This is a genomic window from Leucogemmata humicola (genome assembly GCF_055379415.1).
This window is the reverse complement of the sequence record NZ_AP040875.1, coordinates 1,110,412-1,128,398: the sequence shown is the minus strand read 5'-3', so window position 1 is coordinate 1,128,398 and position 17,987 is coordinate 1,110,412. Positions and strand designations below refer to the sequence as shown.

The window sequence follows — 17,987 nt, the reverse complement described above, 5'->3', positions numbered from 1 at the left end:
GGGAAGTCGATGCGGTGGCCGCCGCGAACACCGGGCGACCCTACCGTGCGCGACCAATCCCAGGCTTCGGCCCAGAGTTCCGAATGCAAAAAGGGGAGAGAGCGTGATCCGCTCTCTCCCCCCTTTCGCTCACCTCTCGCGACTTACGGCGCGATCAGCGTGCTGCCACCGGCGACGATCACGAACTCGTCGCGACGGTTCTGAGCCCAGCAAGCTTCGTTGTGCTCCTGGCAAACGCCCTTCTCTTCACCGTTGCTCGAGATGTCGATGCGCGCGGCGTCGATGCCGTGATCGACGAGGTACTTGCGAGCAACCTGCGCGCGGCGCATGCCGAGGGCCATGTTGTACTCGTCAGACCCACGCTCGTCGGCGTTGCCTTCGATGCGAATGCGAACGCCCGGGTTGGCACGCAGCACCGGGATCTTCGAATCGAGAATCGCGCGCTGGTCATCGCGCAGCTCCGAACGATCGAAGTCGAACATCACCTTGGCGAGCAACGCCGTACGCGCGGCATCAACCTTCGCGAGCGAATCGCGAATGATTCCGCTGCGGTCCGGCGGCGGCGGTTCCTGACGCGGCGGCGGTGGCGGCGGCGTTTCACGACGCGGCGGCGGAGCTTCAGTGCGCGGCGGCGGTGGCGGCGGCGGCGGAGCGGCCTTCTTGTTTCCGAGGAGGAAGCTGATACCGGCGCGGAACTCGAGGTTCGTCGAACGAGCTGCTTCCGAGTTCACACCCGGGGTCGGAGGAAAGCCGAACGTTGCAGCCGTTGGATTCTCTACGTACTCGACGAGCCCGTCGAAACGAAGCGCGAGCGCATCGTTGAGCATGAAGCGAAGGCCGGCACCCGGGCTGAACGAGAAGTCAGAGTGTCCGTTGAAGCGCTGCGCTCCAACACCAGGCTCGAGCAGGAACTGATGCGTACGCCCGCCCATGCCGAACGGCAGGTTGTACGCGATGCGTCCGGCAAACGTCTGTTGATCAGACGTACCGGAGCCACGCGACGCCTTGTTATCAAACGTTGAAAAGCTCGCGTCGGCCTCCAGAGCCACTCGCGAAGTGAGGAAGACGCCAGCGCGTCCACCAAGTCCGAATCCGTTCTTCACTTGCCACGCGCCATCTGCGCGTGTGAACTGCCCAAACCCTCCGAGCTCGACATTCCCGGCGCTCTGCGCAACAAGTGGCGCGGCGGCCGACAATGACACGAGTCCGGCGATCAACAGACGCTGTCGATGCATCGAATCTCCGGTCAAAAGGTGATGTGACAAAGATGACAGGCTCTGCAACCGGGCGCGCGGCCCGAATGCGACCTTTTGTCGAATGACGCGCGCGCGAGTCAACGCCAGAGCACGCTTGTAGGTTAATGTACTTGCGCCCATACGGATGTAAACCGGCCTCGCGGAACAGGACCGCAGGGGGCGCGGTACGAGCATCGTACTTCTCCCCCTTTTCGTTCAGGAAGGCGCGCGATGCCGGTCAACAAGCAGCTCTACGAAGAGATGCAGGTGAAGCGCGAAGCCGAGGAGCGAGACGCCGAGCGCGTACGCCGGTGGGCGCTCATTCGCGCCGGACTTGCCTGTCTCGTGTGGGCGTTTCTCGGACTGTTCTGCTACGGATTCGCGCTCCACACCACCGACAAGAGCATCGGAGAGATTTTCGTGTGGCTCGCGTACATCGTCACGTACGGCGGTGTGTCGTTCACGCTGCTGCGCGCATACCGACAGGGAGAGAAGCGCGGCGATTGGTGAACGTCGTCGTCAGCGCTCGGGACGCGCCGGCGTACCGTTGCCGCCGTCGACGAGGAATTTCCACGTGCCGTCGGGCTGACGCTGCCAGACGGTGAGATACTTTCCGAAGCGTTGCACCGCGGCGCCCGATGGTCCTCGGCCCGTAGCGATATACTCGCCAATCGTGAAGCCGAGATCGCCAGCGGCAGAGACCGACCCGTACACGGGACGCCAAGTGAGTGCGGTGCCGCCATTCTGCGTGGTGTAGAACTCGTTCACCGCGTCGGGCCCGACGACGAGGCGCGTGCCTCCGAATACGGCGCCATACTTGGCCACGGTATTCGAAAACGCATAGGCCGTCCCCATACGGTCAGCGAGGTCGGAGAACAGACTGTCGACTCCACGAATCTTCGCGGCGGCTTCGCGAGCGTCTTTCGACAGCTGGCGGACCGGCGGTGTCAGCTGCTCGGGCGTCAACCTCACCTCTGCCCCAGCCGGCGCGTTGACCTCGGCGTACGCGACGATGCGCCAGGGCTGTCCGCGAGCGCGCTGCCAGTAGGCGATATACCGCTCGAGCCTTGTGCCCTTTTGGCCCTCACGCGCCGCGATCCCAAACGTGTAGGCGGAACGGAGATCGTACGAGACGCTTCCGCCGAGCGGCTGCCAGGTGGGGACGCCAGCGTTCTCCGGGGCGGCGGCGAGCAATGCACGCGCGGCGTCACGTCCATACGTCGCTGGAACGCCCGCACGCAGGAAGATGACGTCAGCGTCCAGAAGGGCGAGCCCTCCCGGGACGGGGCCGCGGGAGGCGACCGAGTCGCCGCGGGACTGATCCAGTTGGAAGAGGCTGTCACGCGCTGGACCGCGCGCCGGTTCGGGCGCGACGGGGGTGCGGTGCAGCCTACACCCAATCAGCAGCAGCGCTGCGGGCAGGAGCGAGCGGGGCGTCATGTGTTCAACACGGTACCGCGCCCGAAAGTCGCGCGCTAGCCTTGCGCCCGCAGCCCATTACCGTCCGCACCCAACGCCAATCGGAGATTCCTGGCGAGAAACGCGGCGGCATCTTTGCGCGAGCACGAACCATGCGCGGTAGCGGTCGACACTCCTGAATATTCGCGTCCGTTACGTAGTCCGATACGAGGTCCCGTGGTCGAGGTAGGTGTGAGAGATTTTCGACACCAAGGAATGGCGTGGCGAGTGCGCGAGATGGACGCGACCAATATTCCGGGCGCGCGCGCCAGCCGCTGCCTGATCTTCGACAGCGAGGGTATCGTTCGCCGAGCCTGGAGCTTTCCGCGATCATGGGCCGAGCTCGACGATGAGAGCATTTGGGAGCTTCTCGAGCTCGAGCCACCGGCCCCAATCGAGACCAATCGGCAAGAGGGTGGCTCGTCAGGTCACGGTGAGCATTCGGACGTTGTGACAGCGGCGCGCACGGCCGCGGATGCGCGCGCCGTGTTCACCGCGCTCAACGACCCCGACGGCAACGACTTTGTCGTGGCGGGCGACGACACGCCCATGGCGCGCGTTGGGCGCACTGGTCGCCTCATGCGTCTGGCCGTAGTGAACTACACGGAGACGCTCAAAGCGAGCGGCGTGAGCCCCGAACGATCCATCGTTCTCGTGAAAATCGCCGTCAACGAAGGGCTGGATCAAGCCCCGAAGTGCCCCGACCACGTGTCGAAGGATCTCGTCGACAACGCGGTGTCGTGGTGCATACGCGCGTACTTCACCGCCGACTAATTATCGGGGCGCGGGGCCGTACCACACTCCGTCAGGCGCTTTTCCCACCGGCACCGTCCACAGCACCTTGCGGTCGACCAGATCCACCGCGGTGAGTGAATTCTCGGGGCCGAGCGTCACGAAGAGAGTTCGATTGTCCGAGGCGATCTTCACGCCGCGCGGCGAACCAGGCATTGCGACTTCGCCAATCAGTTTTCTCGTACGAACATCGGCGATGTGAATCTTGTTGTCCTTCGCGTCGCATACCACGGCAAGCGATCCGTCGGGAGAAATGCCGATGCGGTACGGAAGGCCAAATCCGGCAAGCGTTGCAACTGGCGTCCACGACTTCGCGTCGACCACACTCACCGTCGCAAGAGTGCGCGAGCCGAGCCACACCGTGTTGCCGTCGGGCGCGACGGCCACGCCTTCAGTGGACTCGGAGACTTTGAGATCGCGCACGAACGCGCGCTTCTCGAGATCGATCTCGCTGATGCCGCCGAACTGAATGCTCGCCGTGAAGGCGCGCTTCCCGTCGGCTGTGACGCCGAGCATGTGCGATCCGGGATGCTGCGTCGGCACGGCGCCGAGCACCTTGCCTTGCGCGATGTCGACGAACACGACGTTCTGCGTCGTTTCCGACGTCACGGCAATCGTGTTCGGTTCTCCCGGCAGGAACGACGCACCATGCGGCCGAGTGTATGTGCCGAGGTCGATGGTGCGCACGACTTTCTTTGCGGCGAGGTCGATGATCGCGAGTTGATTGCCGGGAGCGCCGGCGACTCCGTAGATCGTGATCACGCCCCATTTGCCATCGGGCGACACGACGGCTTCGTGCGGTCCGGCGCCGATGTCGAGCGTCGTCGTCGCCTGCGTCGCAACATCGACGATCGTTGCACTCGCGGCCTGTTGATTGGCAACGAGCACGGTTCCAGTTGTGACGCGCGGCTGCTGCGCGGTGGCGACGCTCGCAAGCATCGCGAGCGAGATGAGTGCGTGGTGTGGGCGCATGCGATGAATTTGTCGCCCGTCCCGTAACTCGGTCAGGGCGACAACAAGACCCTTACAGGCACTCAGTGCGACGATGCGACCTTTTGGCTCAGAACAGTTTTGAAGACGGCGACCGCCTTCTGCATCTCGGCCATCGTGCCGACCGACACGCGCGCGTACGTCGGCACGGCCGGGAACGCGCGGCCGATCGCGACATTGTGCTTCACGCACTCGAGCTTGAACGCTTTCGCGTCGCGACGAATATCGATCATCATGAAATTCGCTTCCGCGGCGTGCACGGTGAATCCCGCGTTCTCGAAGAACTTTCGCGTGAACGCGCGCGCGTCGCGATTCTTTTTCTGCTCGGCGGCAATGTGCGCGGAGTCCGCGACAGTGGTCATCGCTGCGGCGAGCGCGAGCTGATTGACGTTCGATCCGAGTAGCCAGGCCGACATGCTCTTGAGCGTCGCGGGCTGGCCGATAGCGTAGCCGGCGCGCATGCCCGCCATGCCGAATACCTTCGAGAAGGTTCGCGTGACAACGACGCGCGGATTCGCCAACGCCATTGGAATCGCGGTGGCGTAGTCTGGATCCTCCACATACTCGTGATACGCCTCGTCGATCAGAATAGTCGTGTCGGGCGATGTGCGGTTCACCTGCTCGACGTACGACGCGACATCGCTCTTGCCGTGTACGGTGGCGGTCGGGTTGTTCGGATTGCAGAAGTAGACGAGTCCCGTCCCCTTGGCTCCGTCGGCCATCGCGTTCAGATCGAGCCGCAACTTCGAGTCGACTTTGGGCGACACGACAGGGCGGCTGATGAACTTCGCGAAGCTCGCCGGCGCTTCGAAGGTCGGCTCCGGCGATACGAGGCCTTTGGTCGTCGACGTGAACGCCTGGACGGCTGCGCGAAGCAGCTCACCCGATCCGCAACCGAGGATGACGTTCTCCGGCGCGATGTTGTGGAATTTCGCGATCACGGCGATGAGATCGTCTTCAGCCTTCGTCGGATAGCGGTTTGCGTCGACGAGATGAGCGACGATCGCGTCACGCGCGCGTGCACCCGGGCCATTCGGATTCTCGTTGCTGTCGATCCGGATCATACCGGGCTTCGACGCGAGCAATCGATCGGCGCGTCGCTCGGCGACGCCTGGAGAGCCCTGCGTTCCCTGCTGGGCGAGCAGTGCTTCGTGGCCGCGCCAATTGATCGTTGGCGAGACGAGGAGTCCGGCGGCGCCGCCGCCAATGGTGGTGACGAACGAACGGCGTGAGACGGACATGGGCTCTCCGGGTCGAAGTGCCTCGAAAGTATCGCGTGCGAGCCCCGTCCGATAGCGACCTCTTCCCGCCTCGCCCTAGCCTCAGTACCAGCCGATCGGCTGCTCGTTGAGGTTGATGTGCACCTGCTTCACGTGCAGGTACTCCTCGACGCCCCACCGCCCGAGCTCGCGGCCGATGCCGCTCTGCTTGTAACCGCCCCACGGTGCTTCAACGAACGTGGGCTGCATGTGGTTCACCCAGACGATTCCTGCGCGCAGTCGCTTCACCGTACGCATGGCGCGGAAGACGTCGCGCGTCCACACGGCCGCCGCGAGACCGTAGTCCGTGTCATTGGCAATGCGAATGGCGTCGTCTTCGGTGTCGAAGGGAATGACGGACGCGACAGGCCCGAAGATCTCTTCGCGGGCGATACGCGCACTATTGTCAACGTCGTAGAAGATCGTTGGCTCGACGAACAGGCCGCGATCCAACGCGTCGCCACGCGCTGCGCCGCCGCCAATCGCCAACTTTGCTTCCGACTTTCCAATTTCCTGATATTCGCGAACGCGGTCGAACTGTTCGCGACTCACGAGTGGACCCATTTTCGTCGCCCGATCGATGCCCGGGCCGAGCTTGATGCGCTTCGCCTTCTCGACCATCGCATCGACGACGTTCTTGTAGATCGACCGCTCGACGAGAATGCGGCTCCCCGCCGAACAGACTTCGCCCTGATTGATGAACAAGCCGAACAACGCGCCATCAACGCTTGCCTCGAAGTCGGCGTCGGCGAACAGAATGTTCGGCGACTTTCCTCCCAACTCGAGCGAGATCTTCTTCAGCGTGTCGGCCGCCGAGCGCATGATGTGTTTTCCAACCTCAGCGCTCCCCGTGAAGGCGATCTTGTCGACATCGGGATGCGCAACGATCGCGGCGCCCGTTGCCCCGTAGCCCGTGATGATGTTGACCACACCTGGCGGCAAGCCCACGGCCTCGAAGTGCTGCGCCAGCTCGAGCACTGTCACCGGCGTTTGCTCCGCGGGTTTGAGCACCATCGTGCAACCCGCGCAAATCGCGGGGGCGAGCTTCCACGCCGCCATGAGCAGTGGGTAATTCCACGGAATGATCTGACCTGCAACACCAATCGGCTCGCGCAGTGCGAGACTCAGTGCGTTGTCGGGCACTGGAATCACGTCGCCGTGAATCTTCGTCGCGAGTCCGCCATAGTACTCGAAGCAGGTAGCGACGTCGGCGATGTCGAATTCCGATTCGACGATCGGCTTCCCGTTGTCGAGCGTCTCGAGCTGCGCCCACTCAGCGGCGTGATCGCGTACGACCTGCGCGAGGCGAAATAGAATTCGGCCACGCTCCTGCGCGCTCGCATCCTTCCACGGCCCGTCGTCGAACGCACGTCGGGCGGCGCCGATCGCAGCCGCGACGTCTGCCGCATCAGCGTCGGGAACGCGCGCAAAAATCTCCTGCGTCGCCGGGTTCATCACGTCGATCCACCGACGCGACGCCGAATCGACCCACTTGCCGTCGATGTAGAGTGCGTAGAAGCGCTGCCTCGATGACATCGTGTGCTGCGCGTTACGGATGAAGCGTCAACTTCTGCACGCGCCAGTTCAGCAACTCGGCGACATACAGCTCGTTTTCCGATGGACAGGCAATCTGGTGAATCCAACCGAACTGCTTGATCTGTTTTCCGGATTCGCCGAGAACGCCGACGACCTTTCCGTCCAGAGTGAGTTTGTAGATCCGACCAGGTACGGCGTCGGAGCTGTAGAGGTATTGCGTCGGTCCTGGCGTAATGCAGATCGCCCAGGGCGCGCCGGATACGCTGAGTGAGTTGGGTCCTGGCGGCGCGCCGAGCATGACGTCCACGTCCTTGGTGAACGGAACGTCGATGGTGAACTGGCGCAGAAACTTTCCGTCGGGATCAAAGACTTGAATTCGACGGTTCGTTCGATCGGCGACGTAGATATTTCCCTTTGCGTCGTTGGCGATGGAGTGGAGAATGTTGAACTGCGACGTGTCCTTGCCGCGGTCCCCCCATGTCTTCACCCATTTTCCGTTCTTGTCGATCTTCACGACGCGCGAGTTGTTGTAGCCGTCGGCGACGAACAGGTTGCCGGCGAGGTCCCACGCGACGTCGGTGGGGCGATTGAAGCTTCCCCAGCCCGGCCGGGGCTCGGGTGCGCCGGGAGCGCGCGGCGGAGCTTCTTCCACGGCCTCGGCGCGTCGGCCAAGTACCATGAGCACTTTGCCGGCGGGATTGAACTTCGTGATCATGTTCGTGCCTTCGTCGGTCGCCCAGATGTTGCCGTCGCGATCGATGCGCACGGTGTGAGCGAAGGCGAAGCTGTAGAGATCCTTTCCGATTTCTCTGATGAACACACCGTCAGGGCCAAACTCGAAGAGTTGCGCTGACGATTGACCGTGCAACGTGCTGCGCACTCCGGTGCGGCTGAATACGAATAGATGACGGCGCGCGTCCATCGCGACGCCGGCGACTTCGCCGAAATTGGTATTCGTCGGCAGCTTGAGAAAATCCGCTGTGGCGTCGAATCGGATTTCGGGCACGGATTGCGCGCCCAATGTGCCGGCGAGACAGGTCAGAACGGCCAGCGTCAGTCGCTTCATGGAGAGCGCCTCGGTGGTGAGAGCGTCGATCGCCATGTTGAGGCGATCGGAGCTGCTGAAGACCGCCGAAGTTACCGCGCTACTGGCTCCGGGTCGAGCGTAGAGTGACCCCGGCGTCGAGGGAATCGTCGCATTTCGTGTGGCAATTGCGCCGCCTTCGCCCTTTCGTCCTCACGCCCGTGTTGCTTCGATATTCGGACCGTCCTCGATGGCATGTCGCGCTCGACGCCTGGGCCATCGCCATTTTGCTGGCGGCGGCCGTGCAGGTGTTTACGAGTCTTGCCGCGTACCAGTGGGATGTGATGGTTTACTGGTGGGCCGGCCATGAACTCACCGCCGGCCATTCGCTGTACAGCGTGATGCCGGGGCAGGCGTCGTACTTCCACTACGTATACACGCCGCTCACCGCCGCGGCCTTCGCGCCCTTGGGGCAGCTGAATCCCCTCGTTGCAAAACTGGTATGGATAGCCGCGAAGGCGTTGGCGTTCACGATCACGCTACGCCTCTGGATGCGAGCGATCAATGCGCGCATGACGCTCATGCCACCGATCTTTTTCTTCACGTTCGCGTTTGGCTCGGCGGCACTGGTGGATTTCACGGCGGGTAACATCGCCGTATTCGAACAGTTCGGACTCTGGCTGGCGTTCACGGCACTGCTCGCGCGACGTCCCTGGTTGTTCGCGGCACTCGTCGTGCTCGTCGCACAATTCAAGCTCACGCCGATTTTCTTCCTTGGCACGCTGCTCGTCATTGATGAACGTCCGCTCTGGAAGCCTTTCGTTGGCGGAACGGCGTTCTTCGTTTCCTTGCTTGGCGCGAACGCGCTCCTCATGCCCGCGGCGACAAAGGAATTCATTGCCAGCGTGTCGCAGCTTGGTGAACGTGGATGGGGTGACCCCTCGACGCTCGGCGTATTTCAGGATCTGGTCGATCAGCTCAACGGCCTCAAGCTGCCTGTGCCGATGACCGTGGCGTACATCCTCTACGCAGCTGTGGTCGCGGCGGTGTTCGTGTACACCGTGCGTTGGTGGCAGAGAACTCGCGCGAACGGCACGACGGATCGCGTGGTGATCGTTCTGGTGACGCTCGCGGTGTATGCGCTCGTTATGCCGCGCATGAAAGACTACTCATACGTCGCGCTGCTGCCCGTGGCGTGGTACGCCTTGTCGCGCGCGACGCTGCAGACAGTCCCGTTCGTAATCGTTGCCGCGCTCTTGCCGCGACCGTTGCCGCAGCTCAAGCTCTGGCTGCCCATGGTCACGCAGGCGTACGTATACGCCCCGCTCGTCGGCGCGCTGGCGGTGTGGATGTCAATCGTCGGCGATACTCCGGTGCGAGAAGGAGCGCAAATCGACGCTTCACCGGCGCAGATCGCGGCGTAGTCCTGGCCGTCGCCCCTTTCGCCATTCGCGGATTTCGCCGGCCTCGATCTCGATCGCGTCGGCGCGTCGCAGCCCCGCAATTTGACGCCGGTTCAATAGTGCGCGGTGCGGTCCGCGATCGATGGCGCGCTCGAGCGCCCAGAGATCTTCCTCCGACGTAATCCAGTCGCCGCGATACTTCGCCAGGTCGAAGGGCGTGGAGTAAGAACGAAGGGTCTTCTTGCCGTTCACGAGGAAATACTCGTGAAAGTACGACGCGGCGAGCTCGCGAAGATTGCGATAGATCGGCTCGCGGAAGCGCAGCACGGCGTGGTTCGTCTTGGTGATCGCGCCCCAGTGGCCGTGCTGCTTGAACAGCGTCACGACGTGGTCGACATCGTCATCCGTCGTCTTGAGGTCCATGATCAGCGGCCGCTGCCCCTGCATCCACAGCGCTAGCGCAGCGACCAGCGCCCCCTCGAGGCAATGCGCCGTGTTGCGGCGTAGCGTGACCAATGGCGAGGTACACGTTTCCCCGTCCGGCTCCATGTTGATTGGAATGCGGTCGAGGAAGTCCTGCACCATCTTGGGCGACGTCAGCCGTTTGAGGGCTTTGAAAGCGGGGTCGTTGGTAAGGGCAGGATCGAGTCGTTTCATCATCACGCAGTAGGAAGCCACACGCCGGCCTGGGCCGTGGGTGCAATCGAACCGGTGTTGCGTGTGCGCGCCAGGTCTTCGTGATTCGCATCACGGATCGCTGTTGTTGCATGTTCGCATCAACGTGATTTGGATCACGTGATTTCGTTGCAGCGCTGCATCGAAGTGATACAGATCACGCCTATTTGCGGCGGACGTACATCAGGTCAGCGCTAGTCACCCACGTACGGCCGCTGTCCGGCGAAGTCTCGAAGAACTGGCGAACCGAATCGCCGCTGATGTGGAAGAGCGTGAGCCGCGTCGGAATACGCCCAAGGCCACCATTCGGCGCCGGGGTGTCACCGATGAGAACCATGTTGCCGTTCACGAGGCCGCCACGGTAGTCGTGCTGGCCACCAAAGTTGTCGACCCACGTCTGGCGCCATTTCCCGACCGAGCGGTCGAAGATGTTGAAGCTCTGGCCGGCATTTCCGCTCGGCGCTGTCCAGTGCTCCATCACCACGCACCCGTTGTCCTCGGCCGTGACAGTATTTCGAGCGGGAGGGCCGGCCGGATTCGTCACGCCAGTGGGCCGAACGTCCCAGTCGCCGACCCAGAAGTCGAACTCGCGAAAGCGCGCGTCGTGCTTGCACGGCTGCACGACGGCGTCGAAGGCGTCGAGCACCGCAGCCCATTTGGGGTGCGTTTTGAGTGAACTGAAATGCGCGTCACTCTCGACGGCTTGTGGACCGATTAGGGCACCAGCGGCGGCCGAGCGTAGGAGTTCAGCGATCGCCGCGTCACTCTTGTGTTGCTCGGCCAACGACTCGGCCAGACGGAATCCTGCTTGCGGAACGGGGACGCCGAGCTGCTCGCCCTGACGGAGGTTCGCTTCGCCCTCGGCGAAACGACCGAGGCCGACCAGCGCGACGCCGATGCGAAACCGAGAGAGCGCATGCGTCGGATATCGTTTGGCGAGAGCCGTGTATGCGTCGAGCGTGGCCGACCAATCACTTTGGGTAAAGAGCGCGTTAGCGCGTTGTAATTCCTCGGTCTGTGGTTGTTGCGACGCTGGGGTGATCGCTTGCGCCCCAACGCGCTCGGCCGACATTGAACAGAGCAACGCGAACAGGACGCGACGGCTGTGACACATGTGGTGATCTCCGACGAAATGGTGTCTGCACATACAAGCGCGCTGCATGGTCGCGCGCTTCCACCCCATTGCTCGATTCGGCGGGACACATTGCCAGTGGATCGTCTCCTGTTCGACGGCGACGCGGCGTCGATCGGAGAGTTTCGGTGTCCGGTGCATCATCCGTCCTTTCGCGACTCCGGGCCCATCGAGCGGTCGATCGTGGTATTTCCGCGAACGAGCGTGTGGATCAAGCATGAGGGATCCGACTCGTTCGTCGCCGACGCGAATTTCGTCACGATCTACAATCGCGGCCAACGATACGAGCGGTTCGCGATCGCTCCGGAGGGTGACAGGTGCGATTGGTTTGGCGTGTCCGACGACCTGGCGCGCGACATTGCCGCATCGTTCGACCCCGCGGTCGCCGACGCACCCGCGCCCGCATTTCGCTTCGAGCGCGGGCCGAGCTCGCCGGAGCTATACCTGAGGCAGCGACGTCTGATACAGCGCGTGCGTCGCAGCGACGTGGATTCTCTCGAAATTGAGGAAACTGTCATCGGAATCGTGGCGCAGGTGATTGGCCTGGCGCATCGCGCCCCGCCACGCCCACTCGCTCGTCGCGCAACAGCGGCTCGTCGTCAGCGCGAACTCACCGAGCATGCGAAGGCCGAGTTACTGCGCACGCTGCCGGTCAATCGCCCGGCGAGCGACGTCGCCCATGAGATTGGAACGTCGGTCTTCCACCTGTGCCGTGTCTTTCGCGCGCAGACGGGGCGCACGATGCATGACTACCGTACCGAACTGAGAGTGCGCGCCGCTCTCGAGCTGGTGGGTGACGGAACGCTGTCCGCCGTCGCGCACGCGGTTGGCTTCGCGAGCCATTCTCATCTCGTTCGCATATGCCGGCGCTCGCTCGGAAATACGCCGCGCGCGCTGCGGGCGCTGCTACACGACTAGGAGAGCGGACCGACCTTGAACACGACGCTGCCGATGGCCGCGAGCCCGAGGAGCAGCAGGAGAACGGCTGTGACCAACGTGAACGACGGCGGGAAGTGGCTCTGTGCGTGAATGAGTCCGGCGTCGGCCATTTCGCGCCGAGTTTTGCGCAGCCCGACCATGAACTGCAGGTGGAAGATGATTCCGATCGCGATCATCGCCACGCCAAGCCATACCAGGGCGACGCCGAAATTTCTCGCGGAGTGCGTCCCGCTCACGACCTTGGATTCTTGCAGGTGCTCGAAGAACTGGTAGATCGTAAAGCCGAAGCTGATGAGAGAGAGTGACGTTCGAATCACGCTCATCAGCGTGCGATCCGCGCTCATCCGCGTTCGCTGAAACGACATTCCGGTGCGGCGAGCCGAGAGCTCGACCGAGATCGAATCGGCATCGGCGCCGGCGGCGAGCGCTGGCGGCACTTCGAACGGCGGCTTGGGCTTTTCCGCAGATGATCCGTCGGCCATCACTGACGTTGGCGAGCCAACGTCAATCGGAGCCAGTGGGCCAAGAGCCTATGCGGCGATCGCGAGCTGCGCCGATGCTCGTTACAACGTCAATCGGCACACTCGGTGCGCTCATTGCCGCCATGACCCACCCGTCTGATGGCGACCAGCGGCCGCTGAGTTGCCCCGTGTATCACGGCGCGACCCGACCAGAGGTTGCTGGCGACGTCGAATGGCGCTCGGTCGATGCGCTGCTCGACTCAAAGGCACGCCCCCAGCCATCGGTCGTTCTCGCTGATGGCTCGATGCTCGATCGCATGGAGGCCGTACGGCACCTGCCGCGTCACGTCGTCGTCGTCGTCACCGATCGCGACGCCGAGAGGGCGCTCGGGCGCGGGGCGCACATCTCGATGGCCGGCGTCACAGACGCGGCCGCACGGTTCGGCATTCTCCAGGCTGCCTGCGAACTCGCCTGTGCCCGATCCACCGCAGTGACTCGCTGGCGGCACATGATGCGACGCAATCGTGAGCTCGACGAGTTGATTCGCATCGGCATGGCACTGATGACCGAGCACGATCGAACTGCGTTGCTCCACAAGATCCTCGAGGTGGGAAAGCGCTTTACCGAGAGCGATGCCGGCGTTCTCATTCTGGTGGAGAGGAACGAAGGCGAAGCGCCCGTGCTACGCATGGCACTTCACGAATTCGACTCGCTCACTGAAGTGTCCGGAATGATGGACCGCAGGCTGCCCATCGACAATTCGACCATCCTCGGCCACGCTGCGCTCACGGGCAAAACGGTCGTCGTCGCTGACGCGTACGACCTTCCAGCAGACATTGGCTTCGAGGCCAGCCGCACGTTCGACGAGCAGTACGGGTATCACCGCCGATCGATGTTGATCGTCCCGATGGTCGATCAGCTGCATCACGTCGTTGGCGTTCTCCTCTTTGTGAATCGCAAGACGAAGCGCGACGCGATCATCAGGACGGAAGAGGATTGCGACCGTTACGTGATTCCCTACTCGGCTCGAGAAGTGCGCCTCGCCGAGTCGTTGGCGGGAGAAGCGGCGGTGTCGATCGAGAATGCGCGACTGTACGGGCAGATCGAGCGAATGCTGGAGAGTTTTGTCAAGGCGGCGGTATCGGCCATCGACCAGCGAGATCCGACGACCTCCGGCCACTCCGTGCGTGTCGCCGCGCTCACCACGCGGCTTGCTGCCGCCGTGCAGCGCGAGACGAGTGGTGTCTATCGCGACGTGCACTTTTCCGCGAAGCAAATGCGTGAGCTTCGCTTTGCGGCGTTGTTGCACGACTTCGGCAAAGTCACGGTCAGTGACGCCGTGCTGCTGAAGGCAAAGAAGCTGCCTCCGGCTCTCTGGGTGCGCACACAGGGTCGATTTGACCTCATCTATCGCACCCTCGAAGTCGAGTACTACAAACGGCGGCTCGCCGCTGCGTCGGATCCGCAAGCGACAGCGCGCCTCGACGCCGAATTCGCCGGGCAGATCGAGGAACTCGCACGAATGCGACGCGTGGTGGACAAAGCGAATGAGCCGGCCGTGCTTGATGAGCCACCACCTGCAGAACTGGTGGACATATCTCGACGGATGTTCACGCTGCCCGATGGCACCGTTTCGCCGTATCTGACCGAGGACGAACTACACTTTCTCCAGATCACTCATGGAACGCTCGATGAACGCGAGCGCGCCGAGGTCGAGTCGCACGTCAGCGAGACATATCGATTTCTGGTGCGCATTCCATGGACGGACGATCTGAAGCATCTCGCTCACTTCGCGTACGGACATCACGAGAAGCTCAGCGGCGTCGGCTATCCGCGCGGGCTCCACGGCAACGAGATCGCGCTGCAAACGCGGATGATCACCGTCGCCGACATGTTCGACGCGCTGACGGAGTCCGATCGACCGTACAAACGAGCGGTTCCGCCCGAGAAGGCGATCGACATTCTCAAGTCGGAAGCGGAGGCTGGACGGCTCGACTCCGAACTCGTCCGCGTCATGGCCGACAGCAAGCCGTACGAGGACGTTCTGCAGCACGACTGGCGTCAGCTCTGATTCTGAAAACAGGAACGCCGCCGTACCCGAGCAGCGGGTGACGGCGGCGTTACAGTGCGCCCAGAGAGACTCGAACTCCCAACCTTCTGATCCGAAGTCAGACGCTCTATCCGATTGAGCTATGGGCGCGACACGGCCGCAACGAGCGCGGCCCATGGAATCTAACACGGAGTGGCCTTCTTGTTGCCCGACCAGGGCCCGATGCCTGGTGCTGGTGAGACGCCGAAGGAACCCGTAGCAGTCAAACCGAAGCGATCGCTGTTACGGCGGCCGCTCGTGCTCGCGCTGATCGCCGGTGTGCTGGTGTTCGGAGCATTCTTCGGCATCCGACGCTTTCTGAACGCACGGAACTTCCAGACGACCGACGACGCGTTCGTCGACGCGCATGTCGTGGCCGTGAGCCCGCGCGTGTCGAGCTACGCCGCACGAGTGCTCGTCGACGACAACACGCACGTCACGAAGGGACAGCTACTCGTCGAGCTCGACCCGCGCGACTTTCAAGCAAAGCTGAGTCAGGCTCGTGCGAATCTCGCCGCGGGAGCTGCGCAACACTCGGCCGCATCGATCAACGTCAGCGTCGTATCTAAGACATCGAACGCCGGGATCCGTCAGGCAGAAGCCGCCGTAGCCGCAGCGCGCAGTTCGGCGGACGGGGCGCGGTCGCAGATCGGCGCCGCGCAGGCTGAGCGCGTCGCGGCTGAGGCCGAGGCCACGCGATCGGGTGCCGACGTCCAGCGGTATCAGACATTACTCAAGACGAGCGCGGTGTCCCGTCAGCAGACGGACAATGCCGTGGCAACGCACCGGACGGCGAATGCCAGACTCAACGCGGCAATTCGCAGCGAACAGGCCGCGAAGGCCGCGCTCGCGCAGGCCGAGGGGCAGGTCGACGAGGCGATGGCGAAGCTCTCTGAAGCCCGCAGTGCGCCCGATCAGATCGCGTACAGCAAGGCACAGGCGCAGGAAGCAGAAGCCCAGGTGTCGCAGCTCGAGTCGGCCGTGCGGCTGGCAGAGCTCGAACTCTCGTACACGAAGATCTACGCGTCGACCGACGGGCGCGTCACGCGCCGGAACGTGGAAGTCGGCGACTATCTGCAGCCTGGGCAGCGAATCTTGTCACTCGTCCCCGACGATGTCTGGGTCGTGGCGAACTTCAAGGAGACGCAGCTCAAGACCATTCGACGCGGGCAGCATGCGACGGTGAAATTCGACGCATATCCGAATCGAATCTTCAACGGACACGTCGAGAGCATTCAGGCCGGCAGTGGCGCGGCGTTCAGCCTGCTACCGCCCGAGAACGCCACGGGGAATTACGTCAAAGTCGTTCAGCGCGTTCCTGTGAAGATCGTCATCGATGACCGGCCCGATCCGGCGCACGTGGTGCTCGGGCCGGGCATGTCCGCGGTACCCACCGTCAGAGTGCGATGACGGCACCGGCCGCGGAGGCGCATTGGCGCCCCACGCACAATCCGTGGCTCATCACGGTGGTCGTATCGATGGCGGCGTTCATGGAGGTGCTCGACACGAGCATCGCCAACGTCGCCCTGCCTCACATCGCCGGTGCAACGAGCGCGAGCTACGACGAGAGCACGTGGGTACTCACCTCGTATCTCGTAGCGAACGCGATCGTGCTGCCGATCAGCGGCTGGCTCGTGAGCATCTTTGGGCGGAAGCGGTTCTTCATGACCTGCATCCTCCTGTTCAGCATCAGCTCATTTCTGTGTGGCATCGCACCGAGCTTGGGGTTGCTCCTGTTCTTCCGCGTTCTGCAGGGCGCTGCGGGTGGCGGACTGCAGCCGATGGCGCAGGCGATTCTGGCTGACACCTTTCCACCGGAAACACGCGGCGTAGCGTTCTCCCTGTATGGCGTCACCGCAGTGCTCGCGCCACTCGTGGGCCCGACCCTCGGCGGCTGGCTCACGGACAACTATTCGTGGCGTTGGATTTTTCTCATCAACGTTCCGGTTGGCGCACTCGCGCTGGTGCTCGTCTTCCACGTGCTCGAGGACCCGCCGTATCTCAAGCGACTCGCGCGTGGTGGTGTGAAGCTCGACTACATCGGCTTCGGCCTACTCGCGCTCGGCGTCGGTGCGCTTCAAGTCGCGCTCGACAAGGGTCAGCAGGACGACTGGTTCTCATCGCGATTCATCGTCGTGCTCAGCATCATCGCCGTCGTCTGCCTCGTCGCGATGGTGGTGTGGGAGTGGTTTCACGAGCACCCGATCGTCGATGTGCATTTGTACAAGAACCTGAACTTCACGAGCAGCAATCTCATGCTGCTGATGTTGGGCGTGGTCTATTTCAGCAGCCTCGTGATGATGCCCCGCTTTCTGCAGACGCTCGTTGGGTATACGGGCGAGAAAGCTGGGCTCGTCCTATCGGCCAGCGGCATTCTGCTGCTCGCGATGCTCCCGATCGTCGGGCGGCTCACGTCGCACTTTCAGGCGCGGTATCTCGTCGCGGCCGGCTGGGCGTTGATCGCCGGCTCCATGTTCATCTCGGCCAAGTGGCTCGATTTGACGATCAGCTTCGAGACGGCGCGTTGGCTGCGAATTCTTCAGGCGGCGGGACTTCCACTGCTCTTCGTGCCGATCACGCTCGCCGCGTACGTCGGACTGCCAGCCAACAAGAACACGAATGCGGCGGGACTGCTGAACTTCATGCGTAACATGGGGAGCAGCATCGGCACGTCGTTCGTTACGACGATTATTGCGCGACGCGCACAGCTCCATCAGGTGCAGTTGGTGCCGCACGTCGCGTCCGACAATCCGACGTTTCAGGAGCAGCTTGCCGCGATCACGCGAAGCTTGGCGCACGCAGGCCTGAGCAGTTATGAAGCGCAGCGGCAAGCGATCGCACGCGTCTACCAATCGGTGCTCGCACAGGCCGAGACGTTGGCGTACATCGACACGTTCTGGCTGCTTGGCTTCGCGTCGGTCGTGATGTTCGTTCTATCGTTCGCGCTCAAACGCAACGATCCAGGAGCGGGCGGCCAGGTCGCCGCGCATTAA

General features: G+C 63.0%; 16 protein-coding genes and 1 tRNA gene. 7 read left to right on the top strand and 10 right to left on the bottom strand.

The genetic code is table 11. The annotated features are described in order from the left end of the window. Positions 1-143: 143 nt before the first annotated feature. Positions 144-1,235, bottom strand: coding sequence for an OmpA family protein (locus AC6H4Z_RS04700; RefSeq protein WP_497545577.1), 1,092 nt, complete (start codon positions 1,233-1,235; stop codon positions 144-146). Between the two features lie 231 nt (positions 1,236-1,466). Between AC6H4Z_RS04700 and AC6H4Z_RS04695 the strand changes: the two genes are divergently transcribed. Next, complete coding sequence (locus AC6H4Z_RS04695; RefSeq protein WP_497545576.1) at positions 1,467-1,745, top strand: hypothetical protein; 279 nt, start codon at positions 1,467-1,469, stop codon at positions 1,743-1,745. Positions 1,746-1,754: 9 nt separating this feature from the next. Here AC6H4Z_RS04695 and AC6H4Z_RS04690 read toward each other — a convergent pair whose 3' ends face one another. Continuing rightward, on the bottom strand, positions 1,755-2,675 hold the full coding sequence (locus tag AC6H4Z_RS04690; RefSeq protein WP_497545575.1) for a YybH family protein: 921 nt from the start codon (positions 2,673-2,675) through the stop codon (positions 1,755-1,757). 210 nt (positions 2,676-2,885) lie between these two features. Between AC6H4Z_RS04690 and AC6H4Z_RS04685 the strand changes: the two genes are divergently transcribed. After that, on the top strand, positions 2,886-3,467 hold the full coding sequence (locus tag AC6H4Z_RS04685; protein WP_497545574.1) for a hypothetical protein: 582 nt from the start codon (positions 2,886-2,888) through the stop codon (positions 3,465-3,467). Here AC6H4Z_RS04685 and AC6H4Z_RS04680 read toward each other — a convergent pair whose 3' ends face one another. The 4 genes from AC6H4Z_RS04680 to AC6H4Z_RS04665 all read right to left on the bottom strand — a co-directional run bounded on the left by AC6H4Z_RS04680 (position 3,468) and on the right by AC6H4Z_RS04665 (position 8,372). Then, positions 3,468-4,457 carry a YncE family protein gene (locus AC6H4Z_RS04680; RefSeq protein WP_497545573.1) on the bottom strand — a complete coding sequence of 330 codons (990 nt, stop codon included), beginning with the start codon at positions 4,455-4,457 and terminating at the stop codon, positions 3,468-3,470. Positions 4,458-4,519: 62 nt separating this feature from the next. Beyond that, a complete protein-coding gene (locus tag AC6H4Z_RS04675) occupies positions 4,520-5,716 on the bottom strand; it encodes a pyridoxal phosphate-dependent aminotransferase (protein ID WP_497545572.1) in 1,197 nt (398 codons plus the stop codon). A gap of 81 nt (positions 5,717-5,797) precedes the next feature. Next, positions 5,798-7,270: an aldehyde dehydrogenase family protein gene (locus AC6H4Z_RS04670; protein ID WP_497545571.1), complete on the bottom strand. Its 1,473-nt coding sequence runs from the start codon at positions 7,268-7,270 to the stop codon at positions 5,798-5,800. Between the two features lie 13 nt (positions 7,271-7,283). After that, complete coding sequence (locus AC6H4Z_RS04665; RefSeq protein ID WP_497545570.1) at positions 7,284-8,372, bottom strand: peptidyl-alpha-hydroxyglycine alpha-amidating lyase family protein; 1,089 nt, start codon at positions 8,370-8,372, stop codon at positions 7,284-7,286. Between the two features lie 143 nt (positions 8,373-8,515). Here AC6H4Z_RS04665 and AC6H4Z_RS04660 point away from each other — a divergent pair, with 143 nt between their 5' ends. Then, positions 8,516-9,718 (top strand): glycosyltransferase family 87 protein, encoded by a 1,203-nt coding sequence (locus AC6H4Z_RS04660; RefSeq protein ID WP_497545569.1) that lies wholly within the window; start codon positions 8,516-8,518, stop codon positions 9,716-9,718. Here the strand turns inward: AC6H4Z_RS04660 and AC6H4Z_RS04655 are convergent. Beyond that, positions 9,695-10,354 (bottom strand): hypothetical protein, encoded by a 660-nt coding sequence (locus AC6H4Z_RS04655; protein ID WP_497545568.1) that lies wholly within the window; start codon positions 10,352-10,354, stop codon positions 9,695-9,697. The genes AC6H4Z_RS04660 and AC6H4Z_RS04655 overlap by 24 nt on opposite strands. Positions 10,355-10,535: 181 nt before the next feature. Beyond that, the gene (locus tag AC6H4Z_RS04650) at positions 10,536-11,486 is read right to left on the bottom strand and encodes a tetratricopeptide repeat protein (RefSeq protein ID WP_497545567.1); all 951 of its coding nucleotides are present in this window, start codon (positions 11,484-11,486) and stop codon (positions 10,536-10,538) included. A 96-nt stretch (positions 11,487-11,582) separates the two neighbouring features. Here AC6H4Z_RS04650 and AC6H4Z_RS04645 point away from each other — a divergent pair, with 96 nt between their 5' ends. After that, positions 11,583-12,422 carry a helix-turn-helix transcriptional regulator gene (locus AC6H4Z_RS04645; protein ID WP_497545566.1) on the top strand — a complete coding sequence of 280 codons (840 nt, stop codon included), beginning with the start codon at positions 11,583-11,585 and terminating at the stop codon, positions 12,420-12,422. On the opposite strand, the gene AC6H4Z_RS04640 is transcribed toward AC6H4Z_RS04645, so the two are convergent. Continuing rightward, complete coding sequence (locus AC6H4Z_RS04640) at positions 12,419-12,925, bottom strand: YidH family protein (RefSeq protein ID WP_497545565.1); 507 nt, start codon at positions 12,923-12,925, stop codon at positions 12,419-12,421. The two genes, AC6H4Z_RS04645 and AC6H4Z_RS04640, sit on opposite strands and share 4 nt — an antisense overlap. Before the next feature lie 74 nt (positions 12,926-12,999). Here AC6H4Z_RS04640 and AC6H4Z_RS04635 point away from each other — a divergent pair, with 74 nt between their 5' ends. Then, positions 13,000-14,976, top strand: coding sequence for an HD-GYP domain-containing protein (locus AC6H4Z_RS04635; RefSeq protein WP_497545564.1), 1,977 nt, complete (start codon positions 13,000-13,002; stop codon positions 14,974-14,976). A 55-nt stretch (positions 14,977-15,031) separates the two neighbouring features. Here the strand turns inward: AC6H4Z_RS04635 and AC6H4Z_RS04630 are convergent. Further along, a tRNA-Arg gene (locus AC6H4Z_RS04630) sits at positions 15,032-15,105 on the bottom strand. Positions 15,106-15,156: 51 nt separating this feature from the next. Between AC6H4Z_RS04630 and AC6H4Z_RS04625 the strand changes: the two genes are divergently transcribed. Both AC6H4Z_RS04625 and AC6H4Z_RS04620 read left to right on the top strand, forming a co-directional pair. Then, positions 15,157-16,404 carry an HlyD family secretion protein gene (locus AC6H4Z_RS04625; protein WP_497545563.1) on the top strand — a complete coding sequence of 416 codons (1,248 nt, stop codon included), beginning with the start codon at positions 15,157-15,159 and terminating at the stop codon, positions 16,402-16,404. Further along, entirely contained in the window at positions 16,401-17,987 is a 1,587-nt protein-coding gene (locus tag AC6H4Z_RS04620; RefSeq protein WP_497545562.1) for a DHA2 family efflux MFS transporter permease subunit, read from the top strand. Before AC6H4Z_RS04625 ends, AC6H4Z_RS04620 begins: the two co-directional genes overlap by 4 nt.

What these genes read in the sequence shown, in the direction of transcription:
- AC6H4Z_RS04675 (WP_497545572.1), bottom strand. Translation starts at nt 5,716, where the DNA reads ATGTCCGTCTCACGCCGTTCGTTCGTCACCACCATTGGCGGCGGCGCC.
- AC6H4Z_RS04640 (WP_497545565.1), bottom strand. Translation starts at nt 12,925, where the DNA reads ATGGCCGACGGATCATCTGCGGAAAAGCCCAAGCCGCCGTTCGAAGTG.
- AC6H4Z_RS04695 (WP_497545576.1), top strand. Translation starts at nt 1,467, where the DNA reads ATGCCGGTCAACAAGCAGCTCTACGAAGAGATGCAGGTGAAGCGCGAA.
- AC6H4Z_RS04690 (WP_497545575.1), bottom strand. Translation starts at nt 2,675, where the DNA reads ATGACGCCCCGCTCGCTCCTGCCCGCAGCGCTGCTGCTGATTGGGTGT.
- AC6H4Z_RS04700 (WP_497545577.1), bottom strand. Translation starts at nt 1,235, where the DNA reads ATGCATCGACAGCGTCTGTTGATCGCCGGACTCGTGTCATTGTCGGCC.
- AC6H4Z_RS04620 (WP_497545562.1), top strand. Translation starts at nt 16,401, where the DNA reads ATGACGGCACCGGCCGCGGAGGCGCATTGGCGCCCCACGCACAATCCG.
- AC6H4Z_RS04680 (WP_497545573.1), bottom strand. Translation starts at nt 4,457, where the DNA reads ATGCGCCCACACCACGCACTCATCTCGCTCGCGATGCTTGCGAGCGTC.
- AC6H4Z_RS04665 (WP_497545570.1), bottom strand. Translation starts at nt 8,372, where the DNA reads ATGGCGATCGACGCTCTCACCACCGAGGCGCTCTCCATGAAGCGACTG.
- AC6H4Z_RS04635 (WP_497545564.1), top strand. Translation starts at nt 13,000, where the DNA reads ATGCTCGTTACAACGTCAATCGGCACACTCGGTGCGCTCATTGCCGCC.
- AC6H4Z_RS04650 (WP_497545567.1), bottom strand. Translation starts at nt 11,486, where the DNA reads ATGTGTCACAGCCGTCGCGTCCTGTTCGCGTTGCTCTGTTCAATGTCG.
- AC6H4Z_RS04670 (WP_497545571.1), bottom strand. Translation starts at nt 7,270, where the DNA reads ATGTCATCGAGGCAGCGCTTCTACGCACTCTACATCGACGGCAAGTGG.
- AC6H4Z_RS04655 (WP_497545568.1), bottom strand. Translation starts at nt 10,354, where the DNA reads ATGAAACGACTCGATCCTGCCCTTACCAACGACCCCGCTTTCAAAGCC.